The 21,703-nt window shown below is 59.8% G+C and carries 15 protein-coding genes; 6 read left to right on the top strand and 9 right to left on the bottom strand.

Features of this window, described 5'->3' with window-relative positions:
- Window positions 1–128 precede the first annotated feature (128 nt).
- The 4 genes from Pan189_RS17295 to Pan189_RS17280 all read right to left on the bottom strand — a co-directional run bounded on the left by Pan189_RS17295 (window position 129) and on the right by Pan189_RS17280 (window position 6,656).
- A complete protein-coding gene (locus Pan189_RS17295) occupies window positions 129–1,343 on the bottom strand; it encodes a DUF1573 domain-containing protein (protein WP_310820705.1) in 1,215 nt (404 codons plus the stop codon).
- A 107-nt stretch (window positions 1,344–1,450) separates the two neighbouring features.
- On the bottom strand, window positions 1,451–3,784 hold the full coding sequence (locus tag Pan189_RS17290) for an O-antigen ligase family protein (RefSeq protein ID WP_145365339.1): 2,334 nt from the start codon (window positions 3,782–3,784) through the stop codon (window positions 1,451–1,453).
- A 37-nt stretch (window positions 3,785–3,821) separates the two neighbouring features.
- Window positions 3,822–4,964 carry an MraY family glycosyltransferase gene (locus Pan189_RS17285; protein ID WP_145365338.1) on the bottom strand — a complete coding sequence of 381 codons (1,143 nt, stop codon included), beginning with the start codon at window positions 4,962–4,964 and terminating at the stop codon, window positions 3,822–3,824.
- A 141-nt stretch (window positions 4,965–5,105) separates the two neighbouring features.
- A complete protein-coding gene (locus Pan189_RS17280) occupies window positions 5,106–6,656 on the bottom strand; it encodes a sulfatase family protein (RefSeq protein ID WP_145365337.1) in 1,551 nt (516 codons plus the stop codon).
- Between the two features lie 386 nt (window positions 6,657–7,042).
- Here Pan189_RS17280 and Pan189_RS17275 point away from each other — a divergent pair, with 386 nt between their 5' ends.
- Window positions 7,043–7,585 carry a hypothetical protein gene (locus Pan189_RS17275; RefSeq protein WP_145365336.1) on the top strand — a complete coding sequence of 181 codons (543 nt, stop codon included), beginning with the start codon at window positions 7,043–7,045 and terminating at the stop codon, window positions 7,583–7,585.
- Between the two features lie 482 nt (window positions 7,586–8,067).
- Here the strand turns inward: Pan189_RS17275 and Pan189_RS17270 are convergent, their stop codons facing one another.
- Window positions 8,068–9,288, bottom strand: coding sequence for a PP2C family protein-serine/threonine phosphatase (locus Pan189_RS17270; RefSeq protein ID WP_145365335.1), 1,221 nt, complete (start codon window positions 9,286–9,288; stop codon window positions 8,068–8,070).
- Between the two features lie 158 nt (window positions 9,289–9,446).
- Between Pan189_RS17270 and yaaA the strand changes: the two genes are divergently transcribed.
- Complete coding sequence (yaaA, locus tag Pan189_RS17265; RefSeq protein ID WP_145365334.1) at window positions 9,447–10,232, top strand: peroxide stress protein YaaA; 786 nt, start codon at window positions 9,447–9,449, stop codon at window positions 10,230–10,232.
- Window positions 10,233–10,432: 200 nt separating this feature from the next.
- Window positions 10,433–11,566: a tRNA epoxyqueuosine(34) reductase QueG gene (gene queG, locus Pan189_RS17260; protein WP_145365333.1), complete on the top strand. Its 1,134-nt coding sequence runs from the start codon at window positions 10,433–10,435 to the stop codon at window positions 11,564–11,566.
- 270 nt (window positions 11,567–11,836) lie between these two features.
- On the opposite strand, the gene Pan189_RS17255 is transcribed toward queG, so the two are convergent.
- The 3 genes from Pan189_RS17255 to Pan189_RS17245 all read right to left on the bottom strand — a co-directional run bounded on the left by Pan189_RS17255 (window position 11,837) and on the right by Pan189_RS17245 (window position 16,105).
- Window positions 11,837–13,504: a hypothetical protein gene (locus Pan189_RS17255; protein ID WP_145365332.1), complete on the bottom strand. Its 1,668-nt coding sequence runs from the start codon at window positions 13,502–13,504 to the stop codon at window positions 11,837–11,839.
- A gap of 208 nt (window positions 13,505–13,712) precedes the next feature.
- Window positions 13,713–14,411 (bottom strand): PH domain-containing protein, encoded by a 699-nt coding sequence (locus tag Pan189_RS17250; protein ID WP_145365331.1) that lies wholly within the window; start codon window positions 14,409–14,411, stop codon window positions 13,713–13,715.
- A gap of 281 nt (window positions 14,412–14,692) precedes the next feature.
- Window positions 14,693–16,105 carry an aldehyde dehydrogenase family protein gene (locus tag Pan189_RS17245; RefSeq protein WP_145365330.1) on the bottom strand — a complete coding sequence of 471 codons (1,413 nt, stop codon included), beginning with the start codon at window positions 16,103–16,105 and terminating at the stop codon, window positions 14,693–14,695.
- Between the two features lie 151 nt (window positions 16,106–16,256).
- Between Pan189_RS17245 and Pan189_RS17240 the strand changes: the two genes are divergently transcribed.
- The 3 genes from Pan189_RS17240 (at window position 16,257) to Pan189_RS17230 (ending at window position 20,648) form a co-directional block, all read left to right on the top strand.
- A complete protein-coding gene (locus tag Pan189_RS17240; protein WP_145365329.1) occupies window positions 16,257–17,561 on the top strand; it encodes an outer membrane protein assembly factor BamB family protein in 1,305 nt (434 codons plus the stop codon).
- A gap of 1,073 nt (window positions 17,562–18,634) precedes the next feature.
- Window positions 18,635–20,059 (top strand): SH3 domain-containing protein, encoded by a 1,425-nt coding sequence (locus Pan189_RS17235; RefSeq protein WP_145365328.1) that lies wholly within the window; start codon window positions 18,635–18,637, stop codon window positions 20,057–20,059.
- Window positions 20,060–20,252: 193 nt separating this feature from the next.
- Window positions 20,253–20,648, top strand: coding sequence for a hypothetical protein (locus Pan189_RS17230; protein ID WP_145365327.1), 396 nt, complete (start codon window positions 20,253–20,255; stop codon window positions 20,646–20,648).
- A gap of 218 nt (window positions 20,649–20,866) precedes the next feature.
- Here Pan189_RS17230 and Pan189_RS17225 read toward each other — a convergent pair whose 3' ends face one another.
- Window positions 20,867–21,676, bottom strand: coding sequence for an ExeA family protein (locus Pan189_RS17225; protein ID WP_145365326.1), 810 nt, complete (start codon window positions 21,674–21,676; stop codon window positions 20,867–20,869).
- Window positions 21,677–21,703 lie beyond the last annotated feature (27 nt).

The raw sequence follows: 21,703 nt of genomic DNA, 5'->3' as shown, positions 1-21,703 counted from the left end.
CCGTGATTCTACGGCATTCAACGATATCCGGGGAGCCTGTTTTCCGCGGCTGAAAACTCTATCGGTTCCACCATGAAACAAGACTCCACCGTCACCGACTTGGCACGGCAGCCGATAATCGACTTTGGCTAAGGTGTCACGCGCATCTGGACGTAGAACTTGAGCTTCCCTACGAGCGGATGGTTGGTCGTCACATGTGCGCGAACCGACGTTTTCAGGCGATGCACAATGACCGGCGCTTCGCCGGGCGGTACGGAGAACGTCAGTCGGAACTTCTGGCGGTTCGACGAACCAGAGCTTTCGATCGGCTCGATCGCCAGATCGACATAGTCGGCTGTCGGCGAGACCTCTGTGAACTCAAACGGTTCCTCCATCCCCCCAACAAACATGATTAGGGATGCCGATGAGCCTTCGGATTGCGAAAAGGAGCCGAGATCAATCGCCATCGGCTCCGGTTCCCATTCGACCCCTCGACCGGCGATGAATCGAATCGGACCGCTGCGTCGCCCTTCGACCAAGAGTTGGATTTCCGGCGCTCCCTCCTCTTCAAGATTTGTTTTGACCGTCAGTCGCTCGCGAAAAGTGCCCACTTCTTTTACGGCCGCTAATTTGATGCGAATGGCAAAACCGGACTTCGCATTGAGCTCTGTGAGCGTTTGCTCATCGAGCGGTTCAACTGATGCCGAGACGCTATCCGATTCAGCTTCGATCGATTGAATCTCGAACCCATCCGTCAGCGTGGAATAGACGCGCCCCGAAACGTCGAGTTCCTGCCCCGCGGGGATTTCGCCGGCCGCCCAAATCCCCGGCGGCTCGATGTGGAGAAGTTCGTCGACGCGACCATGCACGGCCAGCAAAATCGACGACTTACCTTCGACGTTATAGACCGGGATTTTCGCTTGCTGGAAGAACTCCTCCGACACCGCCTTCGGCGTCCACTCCAAAGTGATGTTGGCCTGCTCCCCCGGAGGAATCGCATCGTCGAGCGTGTCGGCGATGGTGCATTTGCATGTCGTGACAGGCTCTCCGAGTTTCAGCGGATTTGGTCCTGTATTGCGAATGACAAATTTGTGGGTTCCCGTCTCGCCCAGGCGCATCTCGCCGAAGTCGAAATTGTCTTCGGGTAGTTCGTAGGTCGTCGGCGGTAGGTCCGGGTTGGCGGCGACGGACGAGCCTGCTTCACGTTCGGTCGCTCCTGCGGATGATCCGGCCTCCTCGGCGGGGCGATCCGCAGTGCAGCCGAGGAGGGCAAGACTGAGTGCGAGCGCGACCGACGCGACGATTGGTGAAGGAATGATCGAGAAACGCGAACGGAGTGTCAGAAACGATAACGAACGATGCATTTTCAAGAGCCGATGGCGAGCGTTGCGACAGGTCATGACAGGAAACGGGAACACGAGCCTCTACAGAACCCGTCCAAGATTACGCGAGAAGTCGGTTCCCTGTTGGCTCATTCTTGGCCGGAGGGCGGCAATGAATCCAGTGCAGGCTGAACGAAATCTTTGAGCCGCGACAGGATACCGTCCGGAAGGTACTGTTCGAGGTGCCCGTTTGCCCGGTTTCGTTCGTCCTGCGCCAGAGCCGCCGCGGCGTGTTTGCCCGCTTGCTTCGCCGAGCCGAAATCATCCCAGGCGAATGCGATCCGAGCCCGGAACCGAGCGTCCGTCGGGTCCAGAGAGACCGCGTTTTCAAGAGCTTCTCCGACTTCCCGATATGCTCCAGCGGCTTTCAAGCGATCCGATTCTTTGGTCCACAGTCGGGAGGCGATGAGCAATTCGGCGTACTCGAGCCATCCGGCAGCGCTGCGAGGGTCGGCCTGCAAATACATTTGCCAGCGTTGACGAGCCTCTGCACTCCACCGCTTCTCGTTCGGTCGCGATTGGGCCAGAGTCGTCGAATACCGGGCCGTATCCAACAGCGGCGCGAGCGACAGCGGATCGGCTGCGGCCGCATCATCGTAGGACTCAAGCACGCGAGCCGGCGGGGAACCGATTGCGATCAGATTTCGCGCGTGTGCGGTGGCAACCGTACCGGTCACGATTGGTCGCAGGGCGAAGACAACGCCTGCCAATGCAATTGCCGCGGCTGTTGCAGCCGCGGCTTTGGGGAAAATTCGGGGAGTTCGGAGTTCCCATTTCACGTTCGAAGCCGCCCCCACGGCCACGAGGCCGATCAACATCGTCTGCACGACCGCCGGGAACTCGATGCCGTCGGCACCGAGGAGGTGAATCAGCAGGGCGACCGTGCCGGCGACCCAAGGCCACAGGCTGCGAGAATCGCTCAGTGGAACGTTCGCTCCCCTCAATACCAACAGCATCGCGGCAGCAAGGAAGCCGACCGCGATGATGCGACTGTCGAGTGAGGTCGTCAGCAGCAAGCCACCCCCGGCTGTTACGGCTGCCGGTACGCCAATCCCATAGATGAGCAGGGAACCGGTGAGCGGGGCATAATTTTCCGGGGACTCCTTCCCATCGGGTGGAGGTGCATTGTCTGACGGCGTTCTGGCATCGGACTTCGCATCCGAGGCGATTCGAACCACCACGGCCGCCAATGCGGAAACGAGCAGGAACAATCCGAGCGCGGAGAGCATTCCGCCGGAAACCCAGACATCGAGCAGCAGATTGTGGGGCGAGGCGATGTCCTCACTGGCGTCGGGGGATTTCACTTGGCGATAGTACGAACGAAAATTGGCCGGGCCTGTCCCGAGTACCGGTCGTTCGGACAAAACTCGCAACGCCCCGGCCCAATAGTTCAGTCGCACCGCGACCGACTTCGGTGCCTCGCCGATCACCTCGTCGTCCAATGCCCCGGAAACAGTGGCACCGACCGCCAACGCGCTGAGCAACGCGAGTCCTCCGATCGTTGCCGCTACAGCTTTCCAGGGAGCTAGCGCCGCGACGCGAAACCGTAGACCGACCAGCAGCACACCCAGCCCCACGCCCGATCCGACCCACGCGGTTCGGCTTTTCGTCAGCACCAGACTCAAAACGATCAGCAACCCGCCAGCAGCGACAATGGCCGCCGGACCGATCGAGCGATTGCCCCGGATCATGGCGACGAAAATCGGGGCGGAGATGAGCAGCGCAAATGCCAGATGTCCGCCGAACGTGTTGGCCAGACCGTAGAGCCCGAACGGTTCGCTGCTGTTGAGCAGGCGATTTTCCCAAAGCGTTCGCGCCGGTTCTTCGTTCGGAACTCCCATCGCCGCCAGCTCTCGACGAATCTCCAGCAGTTCGTCGCGGTCGCCTCCCGGCTCGCTCAGTTGCGATTCGGCCTGCCGCAACTCGCGGTAGTGGGCCGATTCGGTCGGATAAAAGACGTAGTGCTGCCATACGCCGAGCGCAGCAAGTCCGACGGTCAGGGCGAAGAACCAATCGCGAAGCGCGTTGACGCGAAGCGGACCGGTGATGCGACGTCCGATCCGCCACGTGGCCCACAGGCCGGCCCATTCCCAACACATCGTGATCGCGACTCGGCGATCGCCGCCTCCGTCGAAGACGACCCACGATGAGAAGACATGCCCCGCGATCAGCAGAAGCAGGGCGACGTCAACGAGGTCGAATGTGACCGTTCCACGTTGCGGGCTGGCGTGCCGCTCGGTCCAGTTGACCCATCCCAGGCCGGCCCAGGCGAGCAGGGCGATCCACAACGTCTCTCCCTGTGCCGCGGCTTCGGTCGGGATCAGAAAGCGACACGTCGCAATGCCGATGAAGAGGCAGAGTGGCCAGCGGTGCCGTGCCGGTTCCGGCGAGTCAGTCGTTCGTTTCCGTTCTGACTTCGCCATCAGCCGTACGTCTCCTCGTCCGTTAAAATGAAGAAGCTTATGGCGACCGGGCGCCGTCGGCCTCTTTCGCCGCAGCGAGGACCTTTGCCCTCGCGACTCCGACCGTTTCAAGAACGGCGATGATGGCCAGCACGCAAACGACGAGCAGGACGATCAGCGACGCACCGTACCAATCTTCGACTTCGTACAGCAGCAGGCCGGCCAATCCCGTCGTGATTGTGGCGAGGTAGATCAGCAGCACCGCCGAAGTCGTCCTCATCCCCAGTTGAACGAGCCGGTGCGAAAAGTGGCTCTTGTCCGGGTGGAACGGGCTGCGGCGTTCTCGGAGCCGAATCAGGACGACGGAGCACAAATCGTAAAGCGGCACGGCGAGGACGCACAGCGGAGCGAGGATCACGTGGTCGCTGTTGACGTCGGTTTCGTAGAAGGTCGCCGCGGCGGTGAAGGTCGCCATTAGCAGCCCGACGAAATAGCTGCCTGCATCCCCCATAAAGATGCGGCCCTGCCAGTTCTGGATGAGAAATCCCGCCAGTGCCGCTGCGAGCATCATCATCACGCCGCCGACGAAAAAGTGCGGACGCTCGAACGTGGTCAACATGATTAGCGCGGTCGCAATCGCGCAGATCATCGCCACCCCGCCCGACAGTCCGTTCATGTTGTCCAGAAAATTGAAGGCATTCACCAGCACAAGCACCCAGACGCCGGTGATCAACATGCCGACCGCGGGCGTATCGATGAATGCACTGATTCGCGGTCCGAAGATGGCGAGGATCGCGGCGGCAACGATCTGAATCGCCAGCCGGGGCTGCCAGGGAACCGGTCGAAAATCATCAACTAAACCGGTCGCGGCAAGGATCGTCCCTGAGACGAAGATCGCAATCACCTGTCCGACTTTGCCGGCCGCGCCTTCGGCATGGGGAGCCAATGTCGCCGGCACCAACCATTCCGGTAAATACCCGCCATTGGCTAATACCGCGGCGACGAGGGCCCCGACCATCGGGATCATCACAGCCAGAAAGACGGCAATGCCGCCTCCCAACGGCGTCGGCGTTTGATGCACCTTCCGCGCGGCCGGCTTATCGAGCAGCCCCACGCGCGGTGCCAGCCGTCGCACGATTTCCGTCAGCGCCGCCGAAAGCACAAACGCGGGCAAAATACAGACGGCGACGAAGGCGAGCATGTGACGCAGGGCGATCCGGTATCGGATGAGAAGACATCAAAATGTGTTTAGCCGCGATCGCCAAGAAGCGTGGCATGCAGCGGAACGCTCCCTGGCGGTCGCGGCTAAAAGATAATGTTCGAAACATGAACGAATAGAACGTTACACGCCGCGGCGTCGCTCCCGTCGCCATTTCGGTTCCTTCGACACCGATCCGCGGTCGTCCGGCACTTGATATTGCTCCTGCAATTCGGTCAGCCGATGCTTGAGCCGGTCGACCACTTCGGCGAACTCCTCGTCCCCATAGACACTGTTGTGTTCGTCTGGGTCGGTCTTGAGGTCGTATAGCTCCCACTCGTCAATGTTGTAGAAGTGGATCAACTTGTAGCGGTCGGTCCGAACGCCGTAGTGACGCCGGACATCGTGAGCCGCTTTGCGATTCTCGAAAAATTCGTAGTACTGATAGTAGATCGCGTCACGCCAATCGCCGGGGGTCTTGCCGGTCTCGAGAATCGGAACGATGCTCCGCCCCTGCATGTCGGCGGGGATCTCGGTTTGGGCGATGTTCAGAAAAGTCTCAGCGAAGTCGAGGTTCTGAACCAGTGCGTTTGACACGCTGCCCGCTTTGACCACACCCGGCCAGCGGACCATCAGCGGCATCCGCAGCGATTCTTCGTACATGAATCGCTTGTCGAACCAACCGTGGTCGCCGAGGTAGAAGCCCTGATCGGAGGAGTAGATCACGACCGTGTTCTCGGCCAGTCCTGCTTCTTCAAGGTAATCGAGTACTCGCCCGACATTTTCATCGACCGAGTCGATCGTTCGCAGGTAGTCCTTGATGTAACGCTGGTACTTCCAGCGAATCAAATCGTCGCCCTTGAGATCAGACTTCCGGAACGCCTCGTTCTTCGCGTCGTAAGCGTCTTGCCACTTCTGTTTCTGTTCCGGCGTAAGGTTGCCGGGCGCGTTCAATTTAAGGTCGCCTTTATTCAGCGTCCTTTCGATCGACATGTCTTGCGTGCGGGCCGCGGTCCCCATGCCTTCGTAGTCGTCGAACAAATCGTGCGGCTCGGGGATGTCGACGTCGTCGTACTTCGTGAGGTATTTCGGCCCCGGTTGCCAATTTCTATGGGGAGCCTTGTGCTGCGACATCAGCATGAAGGGTTTGGAAGGGTCGCGTCCATTCTTCAGCCAATCGAGGGTGATGTCGGTAATAACGTCGGTGGTGTATCCGGTGTGTTTGACCTTCTCGCCGTTCCTGAGCATCGGTGGATTGTAGTAAGGCCCCTGACCGATCAGCACTTCGTAGTGGTCGAATCCCGTCGGGTTCGATTTCAAATGCCACTTGCCGATCATCGCCGTCTGATACCCGGACGCCCCTAACAATTTCGGAAAAGTCTGTTGCGAACCATCGAACCGCTGCCCGTTCGTCATGAAGCCGTTGAGGTGGCTGTGCTTGCCGGTCAGGATCACCGCCCGACTCGGCCCGCAGATCGAATTCGTGCAGAAGCAGTTGTCGAATCGCATGCCCTCGTTGGCGATGCGATCGAGATTTGGCGTCTCGTTGATCTTCGAGCCGTAACAGGACAACGCATGCGCCGCGTGGTCGTCCGTAAAGATAAAGAGGACGTTCGGTCGCTCCGCCGCGGCGGTCGGCACGACCGCTGCGATGACGGCGAGCAAAATCAAGATTCGGGTGAAGTATCGCAACATGTGAAATCCTGCAGGTGGGACAATAGCTGTCGTGACGCGGCCGACGTCGATCACCGCGAAGCCGAAATGACATCCGGGCCGTCTCGTTCCGCGAAGGCACGAGGCTCGAATCGGAAACTTATGATGCGTCGGGGACGGGTCATCCGCAACTCACACAAAACATTCCCCGCTTTTACAGACGCGAAGACCCGAAGAATCGCACCTTTTGCAATTCCGCGAGTTCCATCGGTCGCGATGAGTCGACGTAAACCTTTACCCGCATTGATTGTCACCAATTGAACCCCCGTCCGACGCAGTTTTGGCACGCCGGTTGCCTTAGTCCTTTGCGACAACGGCAAACATCAATCGGCAACGCAACGCCGCATCCGACGAAGAGGGAATCCGAGATGAACGACAACCGCCTCGCAGCAGCCCAAGCCGAACACAACCGCGTCCTTCGTCAGGTCATGGCGGCGGATGGGTATCTCGAACTCGGCATGCCAGCGCAAGCCGAACGCGAGCTCGACCAACTCGGTGACTGCGGTGAATTGCAGCCCGCCGTCGACTTTCTGTTCGGCCAGGCGTTCCAAAAGCAAAGCCGATTTATCGAAGCGATCGATCGTCTTCAGAATGCCGCCGAATCGATTTCCGCGCCGTTCAATCGTGGTGCCTGGGCCGCCCTCGGCGAATGCTTTGAAGCCGAAGGTCAGCACGAGTTGGCTGAAGTCGCATTGATGTTCGCCGAGACCTCCGGCATCCCCGATGACTGGGACGACGGCGACTCGGCATCGACCGCTTCAAACTTCACTGAAGAAGCGGCGTTCAGCGAAGAGATGTCATTCGAAGGTTTCAATGTCGAAGTCGACGAATTCGACTCGTGGCAACCCGCGCCGCAGGACGAAGTAGGAAGAGGCTCGCGAACCAATCGACTGCCGAAGTTCGACCGCTAAGAGACCCGCTTTGTGAGCCCGCAACGCACTGATGAAAATCCGGTCCGCCGGAGGATCGACCCAGAAAGCCGCCCCCACCAGGGGGCGGCTTTTTTTGTGCCGCCTCACAACAAGCCGCGCACGAAGTAAGCGGATCGATCGCGACCGCCACCTTGATCCGCTTACTTCGTGCGCGGCTTGTGCGAATGAGTGTTTGAGCGGCGCAGAACTTTTTCGTGATCGCTGAGGCCTGGATTAACGAAGCACGTTGACGTATCGCCAGACTCAACGCTGGAACCCACTACACACTCTACCGAAATCTCGATCACGACCTGGCGAAAGCACAGCCCTTCGCAGATGACACCGTGCGACCCCCGCTAAGCAAAGCCGAAGCAGCTCGAGGAAACTGATCAACAAGCCCGCAGCGCAAGCAAGGGACGCCATCTTGATGACGCCCTTGCTCGCCCGATTACGTTGATAGGGCAATCGACCAAGCTTACTGCTCAATCTTTTCTCGCGATCAAAAGCGCCGACGTATCGTCGTCCCGCCCGGCACCCTCGGTGAAGTCGGACGCTGCTTTGAACAACGCTTCAAGCGTCTCAGCCGGCGAGGCTTCGGTCGTCTCACGCAGGACTTTGGAGATGCCGTCCGTCCCGAACTGATCCTGCTTTCGATCGGGCGGACCGGCTTCGGTCAGGCCGTCGGTGTAGAGGAGCAATCGACCGTCGCGGGGCAACTCGGCGACGTTCTTTTGGTAGATGCTGTCGCGATCAGTGCCCAACGGAGAGGAATTCGGCCCGGCCTTTCGCAGCGAGCCGACTTTTCCGCGTTTGACATCGTGCAGTAGCGGCAAAGGATGTCCCGCCGAGGTCCAGGTGACGCGGTGCTTCGATGCGTCGAGCACCGCATAGACAGCCGTCACGAGACTGCCGCCATGTTGATTCACGCGTTGGCGGCAATAGGAACGGTTCAGCGAACCCATCAGACTGCCGGGGTCTCGGTGCAGCCGAGGGGCCGTAAACCGCATGACCGCGTCGAGCGCCGTGATCGACAGGCATGCCCTCATCCCATGTCCGGCGGCATCGGCCAGTAACAAGCAGGTCGCTTTAGTGCGAGAGAAGGGCATCTGCCCCGGAATCTGCATCTGCCACGCATCGTAGTAATCGCCACCCGCCAACCGGATGTGAGAGGTTCCCTCGACCCGGATCTCGGCCGGTTCGTATCGAGCGGCAATTTCGTAGCCGTCCGGTTGAGGCAGGAACTTCGGGATGACCGACTGCTGGAACCGGTGGGCGGCGTCGATCTCCGCCCGCATCTGTTCGGACGCCTGCTGCGCGACTTCCGCCTGCACGGCTTCGAGCGTGCTTTGCAAAGTCGTCTTGAGCAGAAAGATAAAGTCCCCGCCAAAGTCTCTGAGCACGTAGGATCGCAAGCCGTGCCGCAGATAACCGGCAAGGCGATAGACCTCTTCCGAAGAACAGGCCGCGATGACCGGGCATCTCGGGAACCGTTGCCGCAGCCGCGTGAACAGTACGCTCGCCGACTCATGATCGGGTAGCGTCAGCGTCATCAGCACGGCATCGTACGGCCACTGCTCGGCGTCGATCTTCGCCGCAAAGGGCTCCGGACCGATGACGACATCGGCCGACTGCTCGTCAATATTGAGGAACTGTCCGACGAGCTCGGCCTGCTCGGCGTTGTCCCAACCCACCAGAATCCGCATAGAATTTCGGCCCGCTCGCAACTCTGACTCGTCCGCACCACCGAGCGTGTGGCCTCGGTCGGTCGAAGTCGGTCTGTATTTGACGCGTTGATTGGTACCGCCCCCGGACTATCATCGGCAAGCCAGTCGATCCCCGAATTTTTGAAAGCGTTCCCCCGATGCTCTGCGTGCTGTCGCCGTCCAAGACGATGGAACCGCCCTCGAAATCACGATCGCTCGATCTCACAGAGCCGCGACTCCTCGACGAATCACAAAAACTCGTTGAACGGCTGCGGAAATTTTCTTCGAAGCAATTGCAGAATTTGATGGGGATCAGCGAAGACCTCGCCGACCTCAATCGCGAACGCTTCAGCGACTGGTCTCGTCCACACGACGCCGGTAATTCGGTCCCGGCGGCACTCTACTTTCGCGGCGACGTCTACGACGGCTTCGACGCCGACTCCCTCACGAAGCGCGATCTCGACTATGCCCAGAATCATGTCCGCATTCTCTCCGGTCTTTACGGCCTTCTGAGGCCGCTCGATTTGATCCAGCCGTACCGACTCGAAATGGGAACGAAGTTCACCAAGGGCAAACCGGCGACGCTCTACGATTTCTGGGGCGACCGGCTGACCGAGACGCTCCGCGAGGATCTGACGGCCGGTCGACGAGCCTCCAAGGCGCTCGTCAATCTCGCGTCGAACGAATATTTCAAAGCGATCGATGCGAAGTCGCTCGACCTGCCGGTCGTCATCCCCGCCTTCAAAGAAAAGAAAGAGGGCAAGCTCGTCATGATGAGCTTCTACGCCAAAAAAGCCCGCGGCCTGATGGCGCGCTATATCGTCGAAAGCCGGGCGAAAAGTCCCGACGACCTTAAAGACTTCAGTGCCGACGGATACTGTTACAATGCCGAAGCGTCGAGCGATGCTAAGCCGGTCTTTTCTCGGCCGTATCCGAACGGGTGAGTCGCTTACAAGCCCGAGGCGCAAGCCGTCGGGAGACGACCTGAGCGCAGCAGCAATTAAATAGAAGCGATTAAAGTGCCAACCAAAGGTGCAAGCTAATGGACGGTCCGCCAGCGATTCTCCCGACGGCTTGCGCCTCGGGCTTGTATCTTAGCTGAATAGAAACCGTTCCGAGCGCAACACGTCTGGGTTTACTTTGAATGTCACGCTCAGACCTCTCTGACACGATGAAAACCAAAGCCGCAGCCCTCGGGTTTGACCTCTGCGGGATCGCCCCGGCTGTGACGCCGCCAGGGTACCCGTCGTTTCTTGAATGGCTTCATCGCGGGCATGCCGGCGAGATGCACTATCTACCGAATCGCCGGGAGGCCTATGAGCACCCGCGACACGTGCTGCCCGACGTGAAAAGCGTGATCATGGTCGCGCTTAACTATCGCACCGAGGAACCGCAGCCGACCGCACCGGGGCAGGGGAGGGTGGCCCGGTACGCCTGGGGCGAAGCCGACTACCACGACGTGATTAAGTCGCGGCTGAAGAAACTTGCGAATGTGTTGCATGACGCCGTCCCCGGCTGCCACACCCGACCGATCGTTGATACGGCGCCCCTGTTGGAACGCGACTTCGCCCGCCTGGCCGGCCTCGGTTGGTTTGGTAAGAACACTGTTCTCATTAATAAATGGAAGGGGAGCTATCTTTTTCTCGGGGCGCTGCTCACCGACATTGAATTACCCGTCGACCAGCCGCATCTTTCCGGCCATTGCGGTACCTGCACCCGTTGCTTAGAAGCCTGTCCGACGGACGCCTTGGTCGGTCCCTATGAACTCGACGCCCGCAAATGCATTTCCTACCTCACGATCGAGTTGAAAGCCGAAATTCCAATTGAGCTGCGCGACGGCATCGGCGATTGGATGTTCGGCTGCGACATTTGCCAAGAGGTCTGCCCCTGGAACCGCGATGGCGCGCGGGCAATTCATCAGCCCGAAGACGAACGCAAACGCCTTTCACGCTCTGGCGAATTTGAGCCCAAGGATGATCTCAATCCGGCCGATTGCGTCGAGCTTCTTAGAATGGCTCCTGACGAATTCCGCAAGCGATTTAAGAAGTCCCCACTCAATCGGCCCAAACGTGCGGGTTTGCTCCGCAATGCCGCCATCGTCCTTGGCAACACGGGCGAACGATCACATCTCGCTGCCTTGGAGCACGCGACGAGTGATGAAGAGCCCTTAATTCGAGAAGCCGCCGCTTGGGCAATTGAGCGGATTCAGTCACGAATAGCCAACCCTTGCAGCCCCGACCGGGAGGGAGGGGATGACGTTAAGGCCACCCAACCCTGACCCCCTCCCTACCGGTCGGGGCTGTATCACAAACCTAATAGTAGGTTGTTCTCTTAACTGCGAGCCAAGTCCGGAGTGGCACGGACAACGTCCGTGCGGCGCAGCCGCCAGAGCATTCAGCTGCCGATCACTGAGAATATTCGATGCCGGTTTCGCAGGGAAAGGTTTCCCGAATGCTCTTGTCGCTGCTCGACCCGGACGGTGTCCGGGCCACTCTTGAATCGAAGGAACCTCGTCCCCTCCCTCCCGGTCGGGGCTATATTGCTGTGTTTAATAAATCCAACTCGGATCATGAATAGGCATGTCGAGTTCGATTCGGTCACGATGCGTCGGGTCGGTGCCGAAGTTCATCGTGAGGGAATAGACTTTGGCCCGCTCAATACGGAAGCGGATGTAAATTTGCCGGTTGGTCGCCGCCTGCAGATTGGGATGCTCCTTGAAGCGCAATTGAAATCTGACCTCGTCCCGGCCGATGAGAGGAACACATTCGTCGAAGCTGAAGCCTTCGATGGGGTCTCCCGACCTCAGCTTTGCCACCTCGTAGGAAATAACGCCGTGCGACGCATCGGCATTCAAACAGACCTCGCCGTCGTGCAGAACGATCCAGTGCGTTTGGAATGTCCCGATGTGCCCTTCCGCTTCGAGGTAGGTGAACCCGTCTCGCCGCAGTCTGTGAATGACGTGCCGCCGAAACGGCTTGGAACTTCGTTGTCGCGTAATCGCATCCGACCGCGATTCATTCTGAACGGGCTCGGCAAATTCACGTTCCCAGGTATCGGAATAGATCAAAATATCTTCATCGCGACGAATGAGACCCCGGGTCCATAAGCCGTTGAATTCCGGTTGTCCGGGCTGCGTCAGGGGAATCAGTGGCTTCCTCAGACCACGGATAAAGTGTTGCCCATCGTAGCTGTGGGCGAGGTGGGTTTGATCGGTTCCTTTTCCGGTCCAGTGCGGGTTGTCGGCCGATGAGTAATTCCCGTACCAGACGAGCGCGATATAATAAGAGTCGTACCGGGAAATCGATGAGCCGTGAAACTCGATCCGCCCTTGATCCATGACATCGGGATGCAGGGCCATCCGTGGGGGCGTCCAGGTTTTAAAGTCGGCGCTCGTCGTAAAGAAGATGCGGCGATCGCCCCAGCGCGCTCGCATCGCAATGGTGTAAAGCCCCGTGTGATGATTAAAAAATATTGTGAAGTGTTCTTCGGTGATTAGGTTCGGCTGGCCCCAGTTATAATCGGGCCGGTATTCCCAGTTGACTCCGTCAGGCGAACATAAAAAGGAGTGCTTACGGGGCCGAAAAAATTTAGCTCCTCCCTTCGACTTTGCTTCCAGCGCGTGCCGATGCCAGAACGATGTCTCATCCGCCACGGCCGACCGATAGGCCGGTCCGTTTCCTTCGAGAACGGGGATTTTAAACCGATAGCCGTCAACCTTCTGTGGGTCGACGAAAGTGCCGCACGGCAACCCGCCGTGTTTCGCGGTCGTGAGGTGGTGTGGGTGCTTCTGTCCCCCCGGCGGCTGGGCGTCAGGTTCCGGTGAGATGCGCCAGCGGATGCCGTCTTCGCTCTCGTATCGATAGATATCGGGATACCCCTCGATTCGTCGCCATAACTGGGCGTCATCATCCCAATAGGGCTGACTGCCTCCATCGTGATAGGTCATTCGACCGACGAGCGGGTCGACGAAATCGCCCTCCGGCACATAGCTGGCCGTCGACTGCTTAATTGAAACGTTATCAGTGCGCGTCAGCGGGAAATAATCGAGAAAGAGCAGAGTGCGAGGCCCGCGGAATCCCGGATCGTCGTACGCCGTCAGATCGTCCGCTTGATTCGCTGGAGTGACTGACTGAGCGGCTGACTCTGTCGCTGCGCTACCGATTGCAGCTGCGCCGCTCGCGGCTGCCGACCACTGCATGAATTCCCGCCGTTGCATCCCGACACCTCGCATAGTTGAACGCTGGAACCAATTAACCAGCGTTGATGCGAAGCGGTGCTATTGCAAGTCAGGCGGCGGTCGACGACACGTCAGGGTCATGCCGATGCAAGATGGAGAGAGCCGGTTCGCTCCGTCTTTGTAACAGTTGATTGGCGAGCACGCCGATTTACTCATTGACCGGTTTACTCAATGACCGGTGAAGACATCACTGGTACCGCCGAATGACCTCGGTGATTTCGTCCGGGTCGGCGATGCCGGTGACCATGATTTCGAGGTCGTCCTGACCGGAGCTTGAGATCGCGATGTCGCCGATGTCGAACAGCCGTTGAATCATGTTCTGATTCACTTGGATGTTGCGGACGTCGTCGTGCTGAACCTCGTTGATATCCCGCTTCAAAATGCCGTGTCTCAGCACCGTTCGCTTGGTCGTGACAATGAGCGTGGTGCTGATCACTTTGAGGTACCAAACTCCCCACGCGATCGCGGCGGCCACGGCAATGCCCAGCGGGATCACCGCCAGAACCGCACCCCCGGTCGCGAACAAGCCGACCGCTGCGATCAGTCCGCCGACGATCGCGATGACGTAGATCACGAAGAGAATCGGGTTCGCCCGCAGCATGGCCGGGTGGACCGCGGTCAGTCGGCTTTCCGAAGCCGCAGCCGAGCGATCCATCGTCGTGGCGACCAAGGGCAGATTCGTAACGTCTTCGCCCTTCTTCACGCGGCCGATAATTTCGCCCTTGGGGGCAACGGCGAGGAAGGGCGTGCTGCACGATTCGATGGGGCAGTCGACGACCTCGCCCACGAGCGACTCGTCGATCACGACCTTTTCTGTGCAGTTCGGACAGCGGTAAAAGAGCTTGTCCGATTTCGGGATGATTGTGCCGTCGTTTTCGGTGCTCATGGTGTTTTTTATTCGGTTGGATCGACGCTGCGGCTTTCGCACAGCAAACCAAGAATCGGCAGGAATTGACAGTTAGAGGGCGGTCAAATTGCTGATTGCTTTTCGTGACTGACAACTGACCAATTCATCGTGAACTTTCGGTTGTGCAACTTGCATTCCTGTCGCGAAGGGAGGGGCACGGGGCGGAAATGTCGCTCTTGCCGATCGAATACTTTGTCATCACGTGTGATCAGCCGCCACTCGGAACGATGAGCGGTCAGCCAACGCGTTGTCGCGGCGGCCTACGGGTGAAAGACGACCATCTTTTCCTCGGTCATCTCGCGAACCGTGTACTTGGGGCCCTCTTTGCCGAGACCGCTTTCCTTGAGCCCGCCGTAGGGCATGAGGTCGGCGCGGTAGGTCGAGGTTCCGTTGATGTTGAGCACGCCGCAGTCGACTTCTCTGGCGAACCGCAAAGCGTGCGCGATGTTCTGCGTGAATATCCCGGCCGCGAGTCCGTAGCGGGTGTCGGTCGCCAATTCGATGGCTTCATCGATGCCGTCAACCGCTTGGGTGACAACGGCCGGACCGAATAATTCATCGCAACTGACCCGCATATCGGCGGTGACCTGATCGAGAATCGTCGGCTGGTAGATCGAGCCGTCGCGCTGCCCGCCGAGAATTTTCTGTGCTCCGGCTGCGATGGCATCGTCGATCCACGATTCGACCCGCTCCGCATCGTGTGTTCGAACGAGCGGGCCGACCTTCGTCTCCGGCTGAAGCTGATCTCCAACTTTTAGTTGCGCGACTTGCGACTTGAGTGCATCGATCGCATCGCCGTGAATTTTGCGACTCGTATAGATTCGCTGAGCCGAGATGCAGGTTTGACCGGCGTTCGCGTACCCGCCGCGGGCAATCGCCGCGGCGACGGCGTCGACATCGGCATCGTCCATCACGATCACCGGTGCATTGCCCCCGAGTTCCATCGTCACCTTCTTGATGCCGGCCATCTTGCAGATTTTCGCACCGACCTCGTCACTGCCGGTAAACGAGATTTTGCGAACCCGCTCATCGGTGCAGATCGCTTCGCCAAGTTCGCTGCCCGGCCCGACAAGGCAGGCCATTGCTTCGTCGGGCACACCGGCTTCAAGGAGCACTTCGATCAACTTGAGAGCGGAGAGCGGCGTGTCGCTCGCAGGCTTGACCAGAATCGCATTTCCGGCCGCGAGTGCGGGACCCACCTTATGGACCACGAGATTGAGCGGGAAATTAAAGGGCGTGATCGCGGCGACGACACCGCACGGGACGCGAATCGTGAAGCCCATCCGTCCGGAGCCGTTGGACGCGGCGTCCATCGGCACGGTCTCGCCAGTGATTCGCTTCGCCTCTTCGGCGCTGAGCGTCATCGTTTCGATCGACCGACTCGCCTCCGTCTTTGCTTCCGAAAGCGGCTTCCCTTCTTCACGGCTGATCGTCTCAGCGAACTCGTCCCGCCGTTGTCGCATCAGGTCGGCCGCTTTGCTCAAGATTTCGGCACGACGATAGGCCGTCATCGCCCGCATCGCTTTCGCACCGTTGACCAATGTCTCAAGTGCCTGATCGACATCCGCGGCTGATGCTTTCGGAACCTCGTCAATCACGGAATCATCGAACGGATTCGTGACCTCGACCGTCGCATCGGTGTCGCGCCATTGGCCGGCGAAAAAGAGCTTCATCGAAAATCTCCTACGATGGTCGCGGCGGAACGGCCCGCTCGGTGCCTTCGATATTTGACCCGCCGTCGCGGCGAGAACACACTGGGAGTACTGGCTGACTCTCAAAGTTACTGTAACGACTTCCAAACTTCCGCCACCGGGGAAGACTCCTATGCCGCGTTCTTACAGCTTCGGTTGCATCCTCACGTTCGTCTGCTGCGGGATGATGGCCGACATCAGCGGGGCCGAAAACTGGCCGCAGTGGCGAGGGCCGACGTTCAACGGCATCTCCGTTGAGACCGACGTACCGACGCGTTGGGATGCCGACACAAACGTCGCTTGGAAAGTCGATCTGCCGGGACCGGCCGGAGCGACTCCCGTCGTGTGGGGCGAGCGGATCTTCGTCTCCAGCGTCGATGGGCAAGACCTGCTCCTGATCTGCATTTCCACCGAGGACGGCGCGGAGCTTTGGCGTCGTAAGGTGGCTCGAGGAAATAAGACGGCCCGTGGCGACGAAGGGAACTCCGCCTCGCCCTCACCGGCCTGCGACGCCGAGCATGTTTACGTCATGATGGGCAGCGGCGATTTCGCCTGCTACACGCACGAGGGGGAAGAGGTCTGGAAGTTCGACGTCGAAGACCGCTTCGGCAAGTTCCGCATCCAGTTCGGGATGACCTCGACTCCGGTGCTTTATAACGACCGGTTGCTGCTGCAACTCATTCATGGGGACGGCAAAGCGAACACGACCGAAGCCCGTGTCGCCGCGATCGACACGGCGACCGGGTCGACATTGTGGGATGTGCCACGCATCACCGGGGCCTATGCCGAGAACGAGCACTCGTACGCTTCGCCGATGCTCTACGATCACGGCGGCCTGACGCTGCTGCTGACCCATGGAGCCGATTACACAATCGCGTATGATCCCGCTGACGGGTCGGAAGCCTGGCGGCTGGGCGGACTGAATCCGCAGGACGATCCGGACAAGGATTATCACCGCACGCTGCGGTTCGTTTCCTCGCCATGTCCGGCACCGGGGATCGTAGTCTCACCGACGGCCAAGAATGGACCAATCTTCGCCGTTCGGCCCGATGTCAATGGGGATGTGACTGCCGACGAATCAGCGCTCCGCTGGGTCTACCCGAGATACACGCCGGATGTGCCGTCTCCGCTCGTGCATGACGGGGTTGTCTATCTGTGCCGGGAAGACGGCAAACTGCTGTGCCTTGATCAGGATTCCGGTGAGCAGATTTATTACGAACGAACCCACAACCAACGACATCGTGCTTCGCCGGTCTACGCCGACGGTCATATCTACCTCTCGGCCCGAGATGGACATGTGACGGTCGTAAAAAGCGGACGGGACTTTGAGGTCGTCGCGGAAAATGACATCGATGAGGCCCTCGCGTCGTCACCGGCGATCTCGAACGGAACGATCTATCTGAGAACGTTCGACTCACTCTGGGCGATTCGCGAGTAAGCGAGTTCCGACCCGCGGTTGCTGCCGCAGGTACGCAGTACCCCCTCTCCGCTCGGGAGAGGGTTGGGGTGAGGGGGTGCGGCGGCGGGTTGATTGGCCGCCGCGGTGCGCTGCTCTTTGGGTAGAGTTGAAGAGCAAACAGCGGTGCCGTTCGATCACCGCCCCACTGACCCCTCATCCGGCCTTCGGCCACCTTCTCCCGAGAGGAGAAGGCCCATTGTCGCTGCCGCAGGCAAAATGGCACGAAGTGCCCCCTCTCCGCTCGGGAGAGGGTTGGGGTGAGGGGGTTCGGCGGCAGGTTGATTGGCCGCCGCGGTGCGCTGCTCTTTGGGTAGAGATGAAGAGCAAACAGCGGTGCCGTTCGATCACCGCCCCACTGACCCCTCATCCGGCCTTCGGCCACCTTCTCCCGAGTGGAGAAGGCTCGCTAATGCTGCCGCAGGCACGAAGGTACGCAGTGCCCCCTCTCCGCTCGGGAGAGGGTTGGGGTGAGGGGATGCGGCGGAGGTATATCGAACAACCGCGATAGGATGCTCTCTTGCGTGAAATTAAGAGCAAACAGCGGTGGCGTCCTGTGAGTGCCCCACCATCCCCTCATCCGGCCTATCGGCCACGTTCTCCCGAGTGGAGAAGGCCCGTGGTCGCTGCCGCAGGCACAAAGGCGCGCAGTGCCCCCTCTCCGCTCGGGAGAGGGTTGGGGTGAGGGGATGTAGCGGCGGTTCGATAGACCGCCGCGGTGCGTTGCTCTTGAGGAGAGCTGAGGAGCAGACAGCGGTGCCGTTCGATCACCGCCCCACTGACCCCTCATCCGGCCTATCGGCCACCTTCTCCCGAGGGAGAAGGCCCATTGTCGCTGCCGCAGGCACAGAGGCACGACGTGCCCTCATCCGCCTTCGGGCGCCTTCTTCCGGGAGGAGAAGGCCCGTGGATGCTGCAGCGCGGCCATTGATCCGATCTTGAGTGAAATTTGTCGATTTTCTACAACGCCGTTCCCTTCGCTGTTTCAGGCGACTTCCCACCCGTACGTCTCATCCGCGATAACGACCGAACTTCGGTTGCGGAAGGAGTCCGTCATGTCGGTTCGTGTTCAAATTCTGATCGCTGCCGCTGTTTTGCTCAGCTTGTCCTTCGGCACTGCTGGCGCGCAGGTTCGCGAGTTTCCGTATGAAGCCGTTGTCATGAGTGACGGCCTTCCGGTTCGCAGTGGCCCGGGTGAAGATTTCTACCTCACCACGAAACTTCAGCGGGGCGAGCGTGTCGTCGTCTTTCGGCATGATCCGGGCGGCTGGTACATGATCGTCGTGCCGCAGGGCGGCTTCAGCCTCGTCCCGACCGATTCCGTCGAACCGCTCCGCGGCGGCCTCGCCGAGATCACGGCCGATAATGTGAGCGTCCGCGTCGGAAGTTATGAGTCGGACGAGCTGGATGTCGAACAGATTCGCCTCAATCGCGGGGCGCGGGTTCGTCCGTACGATTTGCCCGTCGGCGTCAAATTGCCGGAAGGTTACACGGCGATTGTCCCGCCGCAGGGAGAATATCGTTGGGTGCCGGGGCAGTTCCTCACGCCCGCGGCCGATCATGTCCGCGATCAACAGGATCGCGACCCGTATGCCGTACCTTCCGCGACAGAGCGGCCTCAGTCATTCGCGGAAGTCGAAGAACTCACCGATGCCGCCGGCTTGTGGCAAACGGCGAAAGCGGAGATCGAGCCGCCTGTGGTGACCGGCGAAGATGGTCCCGAGCCCTCCGGCCACAATGTTCCCGCGCAAGTTGCCGATGCCGGTAACTCCGCGACGGGCGGTCCGGCGATCGGCTGGGATGTCATTAAAGACATCGACGCGGCTTTCGAAACGATGACCTCCGAGGAGCCGTCGAAGTGGGATATCGAGAGCGCCCGCGAGGAACTGACGCAGTTGCAGGCACAGGCCCCGGCGGCGATCGCCCGCGCCATTGCCGTCCGTCTCGCGAAGGTCGATCGGCTTGAAGTGGTCCGCAACGAATACCGTGAATACGTGAAACTGACATCGGCAACCGATCGTCGCGATGCGGCTCTGCACGACACGCAGGTAAAACTCGCTGCGGGAGCAATCTCCGTCGAAAAGGTCGCCGAGGCGGAGACACGTGAAGCGCCCCGAACGTCGCAGGTCAATCGGCTTCCCAAGCCCCGACACGTCACCTCGACGGGTTCGAAATCTCGCGGACGCCAGAAATCGAAGGCATCGGGGAAGTCCCGACCACGAAGGTTTGATGCCGTCGGGCGGATTGAGAGGTCGAGCGGCTCCGATCCCCAGACGCCGGAATTCGTGCTCGTCGGTCCGGACGGGAAAGCTGTCTCGTATCTCAAGGATCAGCCGGGGATCGATTTGGAGCGGTTTATCGGCAAAGCGATGGGGGTCGATGGCAAACGGTTCTCCAATCCCCAGTTTCCGATTCCGATGATCGCGGTGGAACGACTGACTCCTGTGGCCATGAAGTCGCGTTCGGCGCAAAGCAAATGACGCATCTTTCTCACAATTTGTAAACTTCCTGAAACACGCCCCTTTACAACGGCCGGTCACACCGATCATTCTGGTTATGTCGATCGGGTCGGCGGTCTTTCAGGCAGCGGCTCTCTCATCCGCATCACGGTTTCCCGGTCGACGTCTCTCACGCACAGAGATTGTTTGACACAAACTATTACGGGAGAGAGAGATGCGTATTTTGAAAGACCTCTGGTCGGATGATGCCGGCGTGTTGCTGTCTGCGGAAGCCGTTGTTCTCGGCACTGTCGGCGTGGTCGGCGCGACGGTCGGTCTGAACATGATGGCGAATTCCATCAATGCGGAATTGAAAGAGACCGCGTTCGCGATCCGGAGTCTCGATCAGAGCTACCACGTCGAGGGACACGCGACGAGCACCGCTTGGACCGCGGCTTCCGGTTACACGCAGCCGCCGGTCGAGAAGTCGCTCCGCGAACTGCGCCGTTACGAAAAGAAGGCCGAACGCGAGGCCCAGAAGAAGGCGAAAGGCGACCGCCGGCCCAAAGACGTGAAGCTGAAAGAGGCGAGCGTCCCGGCTGACCCCGACAGCGGCTTCTATGTCGAATAGCGGCGCTGCAATTGCGCCATCGAATGAAAAAGACCCGCTGCCTCGGCAGCGGGTCTTTTCTTACATGGATGTCTGCGGACCGCATCTTTACGACGCCCACAGTGACCTCGTCTTTAGTGTCACCTATGTCAAACAGTCCTGAGTTCGAGAGTTTGCGTTCCGGGGGCGTCTAAAACGCCGTCCCCGGCCACCCGAAGGACGTTAACTTTTCCGTACCGTTACGCGGCGTCGGCGAGACCCGTCGGAAGGCAGATGAGTTCGGACGCTACGCGTTCGACGTCGCTTTCGCGCACCGTTTCACGTTGATCGGTTTCGGCGAGCAGCATCGAGAACGCGGCGAGGCGATTAATTAACCGCGGAATTCCGCGCGAAAGTTCTGATAGCGAGCGAAGGGCGTCGTCGGAGAATATTTGGGCATTCGAATCGACGCAGCCCAGCCGTTGCTCAATATAGGTCCGAACGTCGTTCTCGTTCAGCGGCGTCAGCCATGCCGTCACGGCGATCCGTTGTGCCAACGGCTCGATTTTGCGGAGCGACGTGAGCAAGGGGCGAGTTCCGGACAGGATCACGGTAATCCGCTCGGTCGCCCGCAGCATCGGCAGTACGGCTCGCCGCAATGCGTCTTCGCCGAGTTCCTGGGCATCATCAATCATCACGACGGCCCCGTCCGGCGCATTCTCGGCCCAACGGGCGAGGCGTCGGATCGCTCTGGTCGGATGAAGAGCCGGGCCCGCATCCCCGGTCACCGCGAACACGATCTCTTCCAGCAAGTCTTCTGCGGAGCAGCGAGGGACATTCAGGACATGCGTTAAGCGTTCGGTTTCAGAGAATTCATCCGCGGTGTAATGCACCAATTGGGATTTGCCGCTGCCCGGTTCTCCGATGAGCGCCGCCGCCCCCTCGCGAGACTCGATCACATGCCGCAATTTCAGCGATGCCCCGGCGTGTGCACCGATCGCGCACCACACGTCGGATTCGACTCCGTCGCGGAAGGGGTTTCGCTTGAGTTGCCAGTGGTGCAGGTCCATCAATCCTCGGTCCAGTTCAACCCGTCT

The sequence above is a fragment of the Stratiformator vulcanicus genome (genome assembly GCF_007744515.1).
Taxonomy (GTDB): domain Bacteria; phylum Planctomycetota; class Planctomycetia; order Planctomycetales; family Planctomycetaceae; genus Stratiformator; species Stratiformator vulcanicus.
This window is presented reverse-complemented; position numbering and strand designations above follow the sequence as displayed.

Bases quoted from the DNA above. Each gene is read 5' to 3' on its own strand.
- Pan189_RS17295 (WP_310820705.1), bottom strand. From the start codon at position 1,343: ATGCATCGTTCGTTATCGTTTCTGACACTCCGTTCGCGTTTCTCGATC.
- Pan189_RS17290 (WP_145365339.1), bottom strand. From the start codon at position 3,784: ATGGCGAAGTCAGAACGGAAACGAACGACTGACTCGCCGGAACCGGCA.
- Pan189_RS17285 (WP_145365338.1), bottom strand. From the start codon at position 4,964: ATGCTCGCCTTCGTCGCCGTCTGTATTTTGCCCGCGTTTGTGCTTTCG.
- Pan189_RS17280 (WP_145365337.1), bottom strand. From the start codon at position 6,656: ATGTTGCGATACTTCACCCGAATCTTGATTTTGCTCGCCGTCATCGCA.
- Pan189_RS17275 (WP_145365336.1), top strand. From the start codon at position 7,043: ATGAACGACAACCGCCTCGCAGCAGCCCAAGCCGAACACAACCGCGTC.
- Pan189_RS17270 (WP_145365335.1), bottom strand. From the start codon at position 9,288: ATGCGGATTCTGGTGGGTTGGGACAACGCCGAGCAGGCCGAGCTCGTC.
- yaaA (WP_145365334.1), top strand. From the start codon at position 9,447: ATGCTCTGCGTGCTGTCGCCGTCCAAGACGATGGAACCGCCCTCGAAA.
- queG (WP_145365333.1), top strand. From the start codon at position 10,433: ATGTCACGCTCAGACCTCTCTGACACGATGAAAACCAAAGCCGCAGCC.
- Pan189_RS17255 (WP_145365332.1), bottom strand. From the start codon at position 13,504: ATGCAACGGCGGGAATTCATGCAGTGGTCGGCAGCCGCGAGCGGCGCA.
- Pan189_RS17250 (WP_145365331.1), bottom strand. From the start codon at position 14,411: ATGAGCACCGAAAACGACGGCACAATCATCCCGAAATCGGACAAGCTC.
- Pan189_RS17245 (WP_145365330.1), bottom strand. From the start codon at position 16,105: ATGAAGCTCTTTTTCGCCGGCCAATGGCGCGACACCGATGCGACGGTC.
- Pan189_RS17240 (WP_145365329.1), top strand. From the start codon at position 16,257: ATGCCGCGTTCTTACAGCTTCGGTTGCATCCTCACGTTCGTCTGCTGC.
- Pan189_RS17235 (WP_145365328.1), top strand. From the start codon at position 18,635: ATGTCGGTTCGTGTTCAAATTCTGATCGCTGCCGCTGTTTTGCTCAGC.
- Pan189_RS17230 (WP_145365327.1), top strand. From the start codon at position 20,253: ATGCGTATTTTGAAAGACCTCTGGTCGGATGATGCCGGCGTGTTGCTG.
- Pan189_RS17225 (WP_145365326.1), bottom strand. From the start codon at position 21,676: ATGGACCTGCACCACTGGCAACTCAAGCGAAACCCCTTCCGCGACGGA.